Below are 11714 nucleotides of genomic sequence, written 5' to 3'. Positions count from 1 at the left end.
ATCCTGCACGTTGGTGCTCACCGACGATGCCGATACCCGCGCGCACTACCCCTTCGCCTTTCGCCTGGCAGTGACTTACACGCTGGACCGCCATCAGCTTGATGTGACCTTCGACATCACCAACACCGGCGATGAGCCGCTGCCGGCATCGATCGGGGCGCACCCGGCGTTCAATTGGCCTTTGCTTCCGGATCTGGCCAAGACGGATTACCAGCTGACCTTTGCCTCCGCCGAGCAAGCGCCGATCCGCCGCCTGAAGGACGGCCTGCTGCTGAAAGCGCCACAACCGACGCCTGTGGAAGGCAAAAGGCTGGCACTCTCCGAAAGGCTCTTCGGCGAGGACGCGGTGATCATGGATCGGCCCGTCAGTTCCAGCGTGCGCTACGCTGCCGAGAGCGGTCCCGCGATCGAGATGTTGTGGCAGGGATTCCAGGAATTGGGTATCTGGTCCAAACCCGGCGGCGCGCCATTTCTTTGCATCGAACCCTGGCATGGCCTTGCAAGCCCGGTGGATTTCGATGGTGAGTTTATCGATAAGCCTAGCGTGATGTTGATCGAGCCTGCCGCGAAGCGTGTTCTGAGCTATCAGGTACGTCTGCTGCAGCGTCGTGCGCGAATGGCTGAATTGGAGTGAGCCCAGTGAATTCTGAAACAATCGAGATCTACCATCCACGTGGTGTTTTGAATTTGGGCCAATGGGACATTGGCGGTCTCAAGCTCAAAGTCTATGGCCTCGTCGCAGACAACAAGAAGGTCGACGGACCCATGGTGACCCTGGCACAGTCATTCGTGCGACAGGAGGTTCTGCCGCGTGTGGTGGACGAGGGTGACGACAATGGCATGGGCTTTGTGATTATTCATCCTGGCGAGCTGGGTGTTTCCATCTCGGTTCACTGGTGGATACAAGGTTCGGTGCTTTGTCAGCATATCTATCGGAAGCTGTATTCCGCCGCCGAACCGATGGATACGGTAAAGAGATCTGTTGTTGCCTGTGTTTGGGAATTGGCTCTGATAAATGCCGAGCAGGAAGCTTGGCGAAAAACGATGATGAAAAGCGAGCCCAGTCCGTCAGGATACATGGACGCTCGAGCTGGCTTCGAAGCTGCATAGAGACCGCCCATGATCGACTATGGCGTGGTCGCTCAGACCGTCGGTGCCCAATGAAGCTGTATTTCAGCCGCAATCCGAACCCTCGGCTCGCGCTCGCGGTGGCACGCTACCTCGACGCGAAAGTCGAATTTGAATTTGCCTCGCCATTCGCTCCGGGGCAAGCGGAGAAATTTCGCCGGTTAAATCCCAATCTCTCGCTGCCCATCCTCGCGGAAGAAGAGGGAAAAAGCCTCTGGGAGGCAGACGCCATAGCCTGCCGGCTCTCGCGCGATGCGCATTCGGATTTCTGGCGCACCGGCGATGACGAACCCGAGATGATCCGCTGGCTGAGCTGGGGCAAGGAGCACTTCGCATTCGCTTGCGACATGGTGCATTTCGAACGTGGGACCAAACAGCGGTACGGCATCGGCCCGATCGATCAGAAGCGGGTGGAGGAGGGCCTAAACCAATTCCATACGGCCGCGGCAATACTCGACGCCGTGCTTGCCGAGCGGCAGTGGCTGGTCGGGAATTCGGTTTCCTATGCCGATTTTCGAATGGCGACCTTCCTGCCGTTCAACGAAGCCGCCAGATTGCCGCTCGACGATTATTCCTCTGTCAGCCGCTGGTACCGTCGGCTTGAAGACATCGGCGCCTGGCGTGACCCTTTCAAGGGGATGGATGCACCCGAATTGCCGCCGGTGCCGCAAACGGCTGTCGCGGACCAGCGGTGAGAACGCGCGCGAAGAGCCGCGCAGCAGGCCGAGCCTACCAAGGCAATGATGTGCGGGGGATCGGATGAATATCTATGTCCTGAGCGTGGTCGAAGGACAGGAATGGGTCCTTCCCCGACAGGCGGACGACTACCAGCTGTTTTCGATGCTCTGCGGCCGGAAGCAGACACAATGGCATCCGCCCGGGATGGAGATCCTGTGCGAACACGACGACGGTACGCTCCGGCAATATTCAGATTTTCCATGGCTTGGCGAGCATGTGCTCATCCTGCGGGCGAGGGCGTTGAAGTTGCTTCGGCCAACCCTCGAACCGTACGGTGAATTCCTGCCGCTTCGTGCCGACGAGGCCATATCGCTCTTCAATGTCACCACCGTGATCGATGCGCTGGACGAGGAACGTTCAAAGATCGTTCGCTTTGACGACGGCGGCATAATGGTGATCGAAAGCCTCGTCCTTCGAGCGGACGCAATCGGCGGTACCGAGACATTCAAGCTGCCCGAGCGTGCCGATGGGGTGCGAATATCCGATATCTATCTGCAGGAGACGATCGTACGCCGGATCGGGGAGCTTGGGCTCAAGGGCATTGCTTTCAACTTGGTCTGGAGCGACGAGCCGGCCGGACAAGGCAGGATCGAGTACCCAGGTGTGGAAAAGGGCATTTCAACCGCAAGCTCGCTCACGCGCCTTTGGGCCGGTCTGCGGCGAAAAGCAGGGTTTTGATATCAAACCTGCCGGACGACGGTGCCGACCACATTGACGAGAAGGCGCGCGGCGGTCAGCGCTGACAGGCCGTCGATATCGGCCGGAGGATAGAACTCGACAAGGTCGAACCCTGCGATCCGGGCCCGTCTGCCGAGGCCGGCGATCAGGTCGATCACCTGCGTGTAGGTGAGACCGCCGGGTGTACGCGCCGCCACGCCCGGCATGACGCTTGGATCGAGGCTGTCGCAGTCGAGGGTGACGACAACCCGCGCGCCTTCCGGAATATGCCGGAGCGCGGCTTCGACGCCCTGAGCGTGAACCTCGCGGGCGGTCACGAAGTGGCTGCCATAGCGCCGTGCCGCTTCGATCTCGGTGATGCGTGCGCTGCCGACGCTGCGCAGGCCGACTTGCACCATGCCTGCGACATGCGGCATCTCGCTCGCCCTGCGCATCGGGCTCGAATAGCCGTGGCGTTCGCCATACACCTCGTCGCGCCAGTCGATATGGGCGTCGATCTGCAGGACCCAGACCGGCCCGTGCTCCGCAAAGCCGGCGAGGAAGGGAATGGTCATGGAACAGTCGCCGCCGATCAGGATCGGCACGGCCGGCAATGCCAGGATTTCGCGCGTTTTTGCCTCGATCCTGACCCTGTTGCCGGCATTGTCATGCATGGTGGTCAAGATATCGCCGGCGTCGATGCAAGAGGCCGGCTTGCCGTCGAACAGCGGGCCGCCGAGATCGAAATCCCAGTGCTCGACGAACGCGGCATCGTCCTGGCTCGCAACGCGGATCGCATCCGCCGCCAAGGCATGGCCGCGGCTGTCCTTGCCGGGATAAGTGCTGCCGTGACCGGCCCCGAAGATCACCGCGCGGGGCATGTGACCATCTGCGAGACGGTCTGGAAAGCCGAGAAAGGGAGGCGAGGGGGTCATGCCTTGATGGATCCTGATGATGCTTAGCGCACGCCGATCGGGTGCGGTTAAGTCAAGCGCCCCGGCTTCAGCTTTGTGCCGATTGGGTAAGCCCAATAAACTCTAAAACAATCGAGATCGATCACCCACCTGGTGTTTCAAATTTGGGCCAACGGGGCATTGGCGGTGGCATGCGCCGATTTCGAGGCGACATTGCGCTGCCGGCGAGGACGTTGGGGCGGCTTGCGTCGGCAGGCGCGATCCCGAAATTTCCAGTACGTGACGAGAATGAACCTTGGCTGGTCGCCTGATAGCGGAACCAGGCGAGGTTCACGTTGTTACCACAGCGGGCGACTGCCGGTTGCCGGATTCGGAGTCATCGTTTCATGACCAATGGTCCATTGCCTGAAAACGTTCTGGTCTCGCTTCCCAAGATCGATGCAAAAGCGGCGCCGACGCTCAAAAATGCCGAGGCGGAGGTATTTTACACGGAAGCGATCCGTGAGCTTACCGCCACCGACATACCCTTTCTGGTCGCCGGGACCTACGCGGTAAGCGCTTATACGGGTGTCACCCGCCAGACCAAGGACCTCGATATCTTCTGCAAGGCAGGCGACTACGCGCGGATCCTCGCTCATTTCAAGCAGCTTGGATATGCCGTCGAAATCGAGGATGACCGGTGGCTCGGCAAGGTGTTCAAGGGCACGCATTTCTTCGACGTCATATTCGGCTCGGCCAACGGCACGGTGCCTGTTGGCGACCTGTGGCTGGAACACGCCCGCCAAACAGAGCTGTTGGGCAGCAGGGTGCGGATCATCGGCCCGACCGAACTCATCTGGTCCAAATGCTTTATCCAGGACAGAGGGCGACACGATGGCGCCGATATCGCTCATACGATTCTCAAGGCGGGCGATCAGATCGATTGGCACCGGCTGCTTTCTTATCTGGAGGTTCACTGGGAGGTTCTGTTGATGCAGCTTATCAATTTCAGGTGGATCTATCCGAGCGAGCGCGATCATATCCCGGCGTGGCTGCTCGATGAATTGCTCGACCGCCTCGCCAAGCAACGGCAGTTGCCGTCTCCAAGGATGAAGATCTGCCGTGGGCGGCTGCTTTCGCAAACCGATTACGAAATCGACGTCAAGGAATGGGGCTTCGCCGGCGCCGGTGGTGTGGGAGAATTCCGTGATGGCTGATCCCGTCAAGAGCAGCGCGCCCAAGGAGGGCGCACGCGCGCTCAAAGTTGCCGCGGTCGGGGATCTCCATGTGCGGGAAGATGCGCAAACCTCGTATCGCGACCTCTTCGGCGAGATATCGAGCGAAGCCGACATTCTCGTTCTCACGGGAGATCTGACCAATCTCGGCAAGCCTCGTGAAGCGGAGATGCTGGCCGAGGATCTGCGCAACTGCTCGATCCCGGTCGTGGCGGTGCTCGGCAATCATGACTACGAGTCTGGTGCGGTGGAAGACGTCACGAAGATCCTGCGCCAGGCGCATGTTCATCTCCTCGACGGGCAGGCAGTTGAAATCGAGGAGGTGGGTTTTGTCGGCGTGAAGGGATTCATAGGCGGCTTCGGCTCACGCATGCTCGGCTCATTCGGTGAACCGGCGATCAAGACGATGGTCGCGGAAAGCGTGAACGAGGCAATGCGACTTGAAAATGCGATGCGCCAGGTGCGGGCGAAGCGCACACTGGTGATCCTCCACTACGCGCCAATTGCCGACACAGTCGCGGGAGAACCGCCGGAGATATTTCCATTTCTGGGCTCTTCACGCCTGGCGGAGACGATCGATCGATTCCAGGTTAGTGCTGTCGTGCACGGTCATGCACATCGCGGTTCTTACGAAGGTCAAACACCTGGCGGAGCCAAGGTCTACAACGTCGCCATGCATGTGGCCAAGCCAAGCGGCCGCCCCTACGCCTTGCTCGAAATCTGACGCCAGCGGCATGCGCCGTGGTGTCCATTGGCCTTGACTCAATTGGTGGCCTTGACTCAATTGGTGGCGTTGATCGATTTCGCCAACTCTTCCAGCTTCCGGGGGTCGTTGCCGTGACGGCGCACCAGTTCGCGAGCCTGCCTGGACGGCAAATCGGTCGTGGCCGCCAGTTGTCGCACCTGCTGATCGTCGATGGCGACCTGCGGCAATGTATGGTCGATATTTCCTTCCTTGTCCTTCATCGCGCTTCTCCTTGATCCCTGTCGACGACAACGGCTCGAAAATCCGACCGGTTCCGAACGATCTGCAACTTTTGCGCCTTCACCTGGGCGGACCAACATACTCGTGTCCCGAGGGCGTAACGATCTCGCTGGATTCTGCCAGGAACCATGCCACGGCGCACGAGTTGTTCCGACTGAACGGAGATAGTTCGATGCCACAGCCAAGACAGCCAGACCCAAATCGCGATGTTCCCGTGCCGCCTCCAACATGGAAGCCCGAGCCGATCGAGGAACCCGAACCGGAAAGGCTCCCGGACGAGACCCCGCTGCCCAATCCCGACGAGAATGAAGAGCCTCCCATCCACGCGTAGGATGATGGAGTTTCTTTATCGCGGGGCAAAGCACACCTCCGGACGGCTAACGATCGATCTCGCCAAACACGATGTCGAGCGATCCGATGATGGCGGCAACGTCGGCGATCATGTGCCCTCGAGACAGGAAATCCATCGCCTGCAGATGGGCGAAGGATGGCGCGCGTATCTTGCACCGGTAAGGAACATTGCCCCCGTCGGAAACCAGATAAACACCGAATTCTCCCTTTGGCGCTTCAACCGCGGCGTAGACTTCTCCGGCCGGCACGCGATGCCCCTCGGTATAAAGTTTGAAATGCTGGATGGTCGCCTCCATCGAGCGTTTCATCGTGGCGCGCCGCGGCGGCGTGATCTTCTGGTTTGGAAGCGCGACCGGCCCCTGGCCTTCGGGTGACCGCAGTTTTTCCAGGCATTGCTTCATGATCCGCACCGACTGGCGCATCTCCTCCATGCGGACCAGGTAGCGGTCATAGCAGTCTCCGTTCTTTCCGACGGGAATGTCGAAATCCATGTCCGGGTAACATTCGTATGGCTGTGCCTTGCGCAAATCCCATGCGGCGCCCGATCCGCGCACCATCACGCCGGAAAATCCCCAGGCCCAGGCATCCTCCAGCCCGATCACGCCCACATCGACATTGCGCTGCTTGAAGATACGGCTGCCGGTGAGCAATTCGTCGAGGTTGTCACAGACTTTGAGGAACGGATCGCAGAAAGCCCAGATGTCGTCGAGAAGCTTCGGAGGCATATCCTGGTGCACGCCGCCGATTCTGAAATAATTCGCATGCATGCGGGCGCCGGAGGCGCGCTCGTAAAAAACCATCAGCTTTTCCCGCTCCGCAAACCCCCAAAGCGGCGGCGTCAGCGCGCCGATATCCATGGCCTGCGTCGTGACGTTGAGGAGATGCGACAGAAGCCGGCCGATTTCGCAAAAAAGAACACGGACGAGTTGTCCACGCGTTGGAACGCTGATTTCGAGCAGTTTTTCGGCAGCGAGGCAGAACGCATGCTCCTGGTTCATCGGCGCGACATAGTCGAGCCGGTCGAAATAGGGCAGCGCTTGCAAATAGTTCTTGTGCTCTATGAGTTTTTCGGTGCCGCGATGCAGTAAGCCAATATGCGGATCGGCACGCTCGACGATCTCGCCGTCCAGTTCGAGCACCAGCCGAAGAACACCGTGGGCCGACGGATGCTGGGGCCCGAAATTGATGGTGAAGTTGCGAACGGGGGCTTCGACCATCGCTGCTCTCCGCGACTGTCGGGGCAAGGCGTGATGCGAATGGTTCGGCGCCTCAAGTCGTCGTCTGAATGATCAGCGTCAGGGTGCCATCGCCATCTATGTTTGCAGCGACAACCTGCGAGGAATTGAGCCCATTCGCCCTCAAGGCCGATGTCGCTTGAGGCGAAGCATCGACTGAGTTTTGCAGGCGTAGCAAATCTTCGGCGCTGGTCTGATTGATCACGGCATCCGCCTGCGCCTTGATTTCGTCAGGCAGATCCTCGACGGCGACAATGGCAACGCCGGTGAAATTCAAATCAGCAGAGCCTGGATCTGACAGCGCCTGCTCCGGTTGCACTTCGCCCTGCGGTGGCGTCACCTGGGGAAGCTGCGGTCCAACAGTTTGGGCGTAGACGGGCTGAATGATGACCGCCCCGGAAAGTGCGACAGCTATCGTCAACATGCGCATGGTCGCTCCTTGCATCCTTCGAGGGAGATTTTGAAGAAACCCCCATGCCGAGCGATTGTTCCCGCGGGGCTGGTCACACTGGCAATTTCGCGTCGACCCCCCTGGGGAAACGCCGAACGAACCATGGCCCAGACGACGTCATATGGCTGTCTCCCAACCGGCTGAGCGGTTGCGTACGGAATCGTACCATCGATTGATCTGCACCTTGGAGAGGATCAAAATAAAGCAGAGGTGACCATGGGAGGGAGCCGCATGAGCATCGCCAGATGGGCAATAAGACCTGTCGGTACCGCCAAGGCATTTCTGGCAGAGCAGCTTCGAAGTGGGCGATACGGCGACATCGTTTCGGTCAAAGCGGCGATAGAGGCCGCTCGCAGGGACGCGCCTTATTTGCAGGATACAGACGATGAGTTGATGGAGACGATCGTCGAGCTGGCACGGGAACTGGGGCTGGCCGTCCTTTTTGACTCTCGCGATTGACCGATGAGCCATGGCTGGAGGACTCACCGGTGGTTGAAGCGATTTGGTACGAAATCGACAATTGGCTCATGGCCGAAAATGCGCAATTATTGGGAAATGGGACGACGGCTGGACGACAAACTCGATTGCAAGGCTTGTGGGACTATCCAAATGGACATTCCCGACAACGCCAAGGAATCGACGCCAATTCATTGCAGCAATTGCGGCGCCTTTCTCGGCGAGTGGGGCGAATTGCAGGACGATTTCTACCGCCAGGCTCGCGGTACCGAGGCATTCGACTTGCGCAACGGAACCATTATCAAGAAGTAGCGCGCAACGACGCGGCCTCCGGATGACATCGGCAAATTCGCAAGGGGTTGGCAGATCTAGCCGACCTCGATGACCACCATCAGCCCGCCGCCGCCCTTCTCCTCGACATTGTTGTTCGTCGTGTGATGCGGGATGTGGCAGTGAATGAGCCACTTGCCAGGACGCAGCGCCTTCCACACGACGTCATAGCGCTGTCCCGGTCCGACATTGATCGTATCGGCCAGAAAGCGCGCCGACGAAGAAAGCGTCTCACCGTCACGGGCGACGACCTCGAAGGGTCCGCCATGGATATGCATTGGATGGACGAAGCCGTTGTTGGTGCCGATGAAACGCACCTTCAGCGTCTCGCCCACCTTCATAGGAATGGTGTCGGTTGCGGGATAGGCTTTGCCGTTGATGGTGAAGAAGTTCGGCATGCCGCCTTCCATGGGCATCGACGGATAAGTCAGCCCATCGCGCACCAGCCATTCCTGAAGTTCGATGACATAGTCGTGGTCAGCCGGAACCTCGTCGGCAGGATTGGCGGGATCGATAATCAGCGCCCCATAAAGCCCCAGCGCCTGGGTGCGGTCCGGCTTGGCATGCGGATGATAGAAGTAGGTCCCGTGCTGGGTCGCGGTGAACGCATAGGAATAGGATTGTCCAGGCTCGATCGGCGGCTGGGTGATCTCGGCAGGTCCATCCATCTGGTTCGGCAGGATCATGCCGTGCCAATGCACCGTGGTTTCCTCGGGCAGGTCGTTGGTGACGTCGATGCGAACCTTATCGCCCTGGCGAATGTGGATGCGCGGACCGGGAATCTGGCCATTGTAGGCATAGGCGTCGACCGCGACGTTGGGCAGGATCTGCCAGCGGACCACCGATGGTCTGAGCTCGAACACCTTGACGCCGTTCTCTAGACGGAATGGCAGTTCCTGGTCGCCCTTGGCGGCAAGACCATAGGACGAGGTAACGCGACGCGGATCGGTTGCAGCCATGTCACGCATGGATTCCGCCGGCGTGTCGCGACCCATGATCATGCCTTGCGGCATGATCGCGCCGCCGACGTCACGCGCCGAAAGCGTCAGGTTCAGCCAGTTCGCCGGCGCGGCCATGCCGATCGCCAACGCCAACACCGACACAATACCGAGGGCCGCAATCTGCGGCGTCGTAGCGTCCGTCTCCATCTGATGGCCGCTGCGTTTGGACTTGTGGGAGGTGTTGCGGCTTCGTCGATCGTCGCCGGCGTTGGGGTGATGCGTAGCGTGCTGTTGGTGGGCGGTCGGCTCTCCACTGCTCGTTTCGTTCGCCTGCGGGCGCTGCGTCATCAATCCGTGCTTCAGCCCGCGCGCGACCAGCCAGACATTGGCCGGATAGGCGAGCGTGAAGCCGGCGATGACGCCGATCGACATCACGCCCCAGAACAAAAGCTCGGTCGGCTCCATGGCGCGCATGTCGCGTCCCATCATCAGAAAGCTCATGACGGGCGCCATGCCGGCCATCATGAAATTCATCGAGATGAACTCGGGCAAGAAGCTCTTGCGCACGTTCTCCCAGTAGGTGCCGCCCATCATCGATTTCATGAACAGCGATTGGAAGATGAACAGGCCGAAGGCAAAGCCCGCCAGATATTCGACGATGAGGTCGAGCCACATCGGCAGGCCAAGCGTTGCCGTGATGACTGCGGCGAGAATGATGCCGGTCGCATCGCCGGCAACGCAGTGGATGGTCGAGCCGACCCCCTGTTTCCACAGCGGCCTGGTGAAGTCTTCATGCTCGCCTGGACGTGGCTCCTTGTCTGCAAGCACATAAAGCAGCAGCCCCAATGGACCCATATAGAGGGTCACCAGGATGAAGCCCCATTTCATCACCACCGGTTCGGGATTGTTGCGGTATTGATCGAAGCCGACATAAAGCGTCGAGGCGGCGGCAAGAGCGAACCAGACGGCAAGGAAATAGTCGATTGGCTGGATGAACATGGATGCATCCCGTCGCGGATCAGTGGCTTGTCACAAGCAGCCCCCGTCGATGAACGCAGCCGGCGTGTTTATGATCCCGCCGGCCCAATCCGGTTGTGTCGAATTCTCCAGCCTGGCGCTCTTGTCGAAGCATTAACGCGCGGTAATTCCCTTGAAGGCGTGGGCGCTTCGCTGCCTCAACAGGAGCTGGCCATGAAACATCAAACACTCGACCAACTGCATGCCGTCGCCAAGATTGAATCGTCGGCTGCTTATTCCGCCATGACACGAAATCAGCGCATAGAGCGCTGGGCTGAACTGCTGGAGCGTAATCCCGAGCGATGCCTTGGGGCGTTTGCAGGCACCGAACATCTGCACCCTGAAGCACGTTCATTGATGCGGGGCGAGGGAACGGCAATTTCGGTCGCCTTCGAGGATCCAGTGCTGCGCGCATCGGGTTTAAAGGACGACACATACGGTGAGGCAAGGCGCTTTTTCGAACTGAACGACTGGCAGCTGCACGACATCGTCTGCGATTGCCACGTCGGCTCAACCATGAAAGCGCGCTGGGCTGCGACGCGGGTCCGCTCAGCCATCAGCGGCAGGTTCTTTGCGTGGTTGCGGCAAAGGATAATGCGCTGACCGTAGTTGGGGATCGTCGTCGCTTCGGTGCGGCATACGATCCCCTGTCTTGCCGATTGGATGTCTTGCCAATCGGATTGTCTTGCCGACGCGGATCAACGCTTGTCCTGGTACAGCCGGTTGGTCGCCCGGTCGCTCTCCCGTTGTTCGGCGGGTCCACGCCGACGGCGTGCGATAACGGCATAGGCCATCAGCACGATCAGCAGCAATGGGCCGCCGGCAACGACGACCAACCACATGATATCTCCAAACATGGCGGCATCTCCTTTCCCAGACAACCGGCGAGGAGGAGAACCGTTCCGTGCAGCAGGCCACCTCGGTCGCCCCTGGTCATTAACTTACGAATTGCGTTCGTAGGTTCCGATGAGTTCAGCCTGCTCAAGCGAATGTTTCTGCGCCTCCCGCCAGATGCGCTCGATGCCCACGCTCGCTGGAATGGCAAGGCTCGGCGTGTCGAGCGCGGCCAGCCGGAAATGGTAATGGTGAACGCCATGTCCGACCGGCGGTTCAGGGCCGTCGTAATAGGCGTTGCCAAAATCATTCGTTGCTTGCCTGAGGGCGCCCGGACCCGGCTTGCCGCTTTCGGCCTCGGGAAGTTCCCTCGTGTCCGGGGAGATGTTGAACACCGCCCAATGACCAAACGTTCCGCTCGGCGCGTCAGGATCCTGAACGACGAGAACGAGACTCTTTGCTT

Annotated in this window: 16 protein-coding genes; 9 read left to right on the top strand and 7 right to left on the bottom strand. The window is 59.7% G+C overall.

The genetic code is table 11. From position 1 onward, the window contains the following. The 4 genes from EN906_RS09365 to EN906_RS09350 form a co-directional block, all read left to right on the top strand. The coding region (locus EN906_RS09365) for an aldose 1-epimerase family protein (RefSeq protein WP_127375148.1) at positions 1-634 on the top strand (634 nt) is incomplete at its 5' end. Between the two features lie 5 nt (positions 635-639). Continuing rightward, on the top strand, positions 640-1110 hold the full coding sequence (locus EN906_RS38175) for a hypothetical protein (protein WP_127271127.1): 471 nt from the start codon (positions 640-642) through the stop codon (positions 1108-1110). Positions 1111-1160: 50 nt separating this feature from the next. Continuing rightward, positions 1161-1823 (top strand): glutathione S-transferase family protein, encoded by a 663-nt coding sequence (locus EN906_RS09355; protein WP_127272303.1) that lies wholly within the window; start codon positions 1161-1163, stop codon positions 1821-1823. A 64-nt stretch (positions 1824-1887) separates the two neighbouring features. Continuing rightward, complete coding sequence (locus EN906_RS09350; protein ID WP_127271364.1) at positions 1888-2544, top strand: DUF1629 domain-containing protein; 657 nt, start codon at positions 1888-1890, stop codon at positions 2542-2544. A 2-nt stretch (positions 2545-2546) separates the two neighbouring features. Here the strand turns inward: EN906_RS09350 and EN906_RS09345 are convergent, their stop codons facing one another. Continuing rightward, on the bottom strand, positions 2547-3458 hold the full coding sequence (locus EN906_RS09345) for an agmatinase (RefSeq protein ID WP_127271362.1): 912 nt from the start codon (positions 3456-3458) through the stop codon (positions 2547-2549). 365 nt (positions 3459-3823) lie between these two features. Between EN906_RS09345 and EN906_RS09340 the strand changes: the two genes are divergently transcribed. Then, positions 3824-4633 (top strand): nucleotidyltransferase family protein, encoded by an 810-nt coding sequence (locus EN906_RS09340; RefSeq protein WP_127375147.1) that lies wholly within the window; start codon positions 3824-3826, stop codon positions 4631-4633. Beyond that, on the top strand, positions 4626-5375 hold the full coding sequence (locus EN906_RS09335; protein ID WP_127271062.1) for a metallophosphoesterase: 750 nt from the start codon (positions 4626-4628) through the stop codon (positions 5373-5375). Before EN906_RS09340 ends, EN906_RS09335 begins: the two co-directional genes overlap by 8 nt. A 56-nt stretch (positions 5376-5431) precedes the next feature. On the opposite strand, the gene EN906_RS09330 is transcribed toward EN906_RS09335, so the two are convergent. From EN906_RS09330 to EN906_RS09315, 3 genes are all read right to left on the bottom strand, one after another. Then, entirely contained in the window at positions 5432-5617 is a 186-nt protein-coding gene (locus tag EN906_RS09330; RefSeq protein ID WP_127271064.1) for a hypothetical protein, read from the bottom strand. A gap of 396 nt (positions 5618-6013) precedes the next feature. Then, entirely contained in the window at positions 6014-7204 is a 1191-nt protein-coding gene (locus tag EN906_RS09320; protein WP_127272699.1) for an NADH-quinone oxidoreductase subunit D, read from the bottom strand. Positions 7205-7256: 52 nt separating this feature from the next. After that, positions 7257-7652 carry a hypothetical protein gene (locus tag EN906_RS09315; RefSeq protein ID WP_127268883.1) on the bottom strand — a complete coding sequence of 132 codons (396 nt, stop codon included), beginning with the start codon at positions 7650-7652 and terminating at the stop codon, positions 7257-7259. A 252-nt stretch (positions 7653-7904) separates the two neighbouring features. Here EN906_RS09315 and EN906_RS09310 point away from each other — a divergent pair, with 252 nt between their 5' ends. Both EN906_RS09310 and EN906_RS09305 read left to right on the top strand, forming a co-directional pair. Beyond that, a complete protein-coding gene (locus EN906_RS09310; protein WP_127268882.1) occupies positions 7905-8132 on the top strand; it encodes a hypothetical protein in 228 nt (75 codons plus the stop codon). 150 nt (positions 8133-8282) lie between these two features. Beyond that, positions 8283-8441, top strand: coding sequence for a hypothetical protein (locus tag EN906_RS09305; RefSeq protein WP_081738677.1), 159 nt, complete (start codon positions 8283-8285; stop codon positions 8439-8441). 56 nt (positions 8442-8497) lie between these two features. On the opposite strand, the gene EN906_RS09300 is transcribed toward EN906_RS09305, so the two are convergent. Further along, positions 8498-10399, bottom strand: a complete 1902-nt coding sequence (locus EN906_RS09300) for a DUF4396 domain-containing protein (protein WP_127268880.1) — start codon at positions 10397-10399, stop codon at positions 8498-8500. Between the two features lie 192 nt (positions 10400-10591). Between EN906_RS09300 and EN906_RS09295 the strand changes: the two genes are divergently transcribed. Next, complete coding sequence (locus tag EN906_RS09295) at positions 10592-11020, top strand: hypothetical protein (RefSeq protein WP_127268879.1); 429 nt, start codon at positions 10592-10594, stop codon at positions 11018-11020. A gap of 95 nt (positions 11021-11115) precedes the next feature. On the opposite strand, the gene EN906_RS09290 is transcribed toward EN906_RS09295, so the two are convergent. Both EN906_RS09290 and EN906_RS09285 read right to left on the bottom strand, forming a co-directional pair. After that, on the bottom strand, positions 11116-11274 hold the full coding sequence (locus EN906_RS09290; RefSeq protein ID WP_127268877.1) for a hypothetical protein: 159 nt from the start codon (positions 11272-11274) through the stop codon (positions 11116-11118). Positions 11275-11358: 84 nt separating this feature from the next. Beyond that, on the bottom strand, positions 11359-11714 hold a 356-nt coding region (locus EN906_RS09285), incomplete at its 5' end, for a YbhB/YbcL family Raf kinase inhibitor-like protein (RefSeq protein ID WP_164777139.1).

The sequence above is a fragment of the Mesorhizobium sp. M7A.F.Ca.CA.004.06.1.1 genome (assembly GCF_003999135.1).
Lineage (GTDB): Bacteria > Pseudomonadota > Alphaproteobacteria > Rhizobiales > Rhizobiaceae > Mesorhizobium.
This window is presented reverse-complemented; position numbering and strand designations above follow the sequence as displayed.

Excerpts from the sequence above, each read along its gene's own strand:
- EN906_RS09320 (WP_127272699.1), bottom strand. The coding sequence starts at position 7,204 with ATGGTCGAAGCCCCCGTTCGCAACTTCACCATCAATTTCGGGCCCCAG.
- EN906_RS09300 (WP_127268880.1), bottom strand. The coding sequence starts at position 10,399 with ATGTTCATCCAGCCAATCGACTATTTCCTTGCCGTCTGGTTCGCTCTT.
- EN906_RS09310 (WP_127268882.1), top strand. The coding sequence starts at position 7,905 with ATGAGCATCGCCAGATGGGCAATAAGACCTGTCGGTACCGCCAAGGCA.
- EN906_RS09340 (WP_127375147.1), top strand. The coding sequence starts at position 3,824 with ATGACCAATGGTCCATTGCCTGAAAACGTTCTGGTCTCGCTTCCCAAG.
- EN906_RS09335 (WP_127271062.1), top strand. The coding sequence starts at position 4,626 with ATGGCTGATCCCGTCAAGAGCAGCGCGCCCAAGGAGGGCGCACGCGCG.
- EN906_RS09330 (WP_127271064.1), bottom strand. The coding sequence starts at position 5,617 with ATGAAGGACAAGGAAGGAAATATCGACCATACATTGCCGCAGGTCGCC.
- EN906_RS09295 (WP_127268879.1), top strand. The coding sequence starts at position 10,592 with ATGAAACATCAAACACTCGACCAACTGCATGCCGTCGCCAAGATTGAA.
- EN906_RS09315 (WP_127268883.1), bottom strand. The coding sequence starts at position 7,652 with ATGCGCATGTTGACGATAGCTGTCGCACTTTCCGGGGCGGTCATCATT.
- EN906_RS09345 (WP_127271362.1), bottom strand. The coding sequence starts at position 3,458 with ATGACCCCCTCGCCTCCCTTTCTCGGCTTTCCAGACCGTCTCGCAGAT.
- EN906_RS09305 (WP_081738677.1), top strand. The coding sequence starts at position 8,283 with ATGGACATTCCCGACAACGCCAAGGAATCGACGCCAATTCATTGCAGC.
- EN906_RS09290 (WP_127268877.1), bottom strand. The coding sequence starts at position 11,274 with ATGTTTGGAGATATCATGTGGTTGGTCGTCGTTGCCGGCGGCCCATTG.
- EN906_RS09355 (WP_127272303.1), top strand. The coding sequence starts at position 1,161 with ATGAAGCTGTATTTCAGCCGCAATCCGAACCCTCGGCTCGCGCTCGCG.
- EN906_RS09350 (WP_127271364.1), top strand. The coding sequence starts at position 1,888 with ATGAATATCTATGTCCTGAGCGTGGTCGAAGGACAGGAATGGGTCCTT.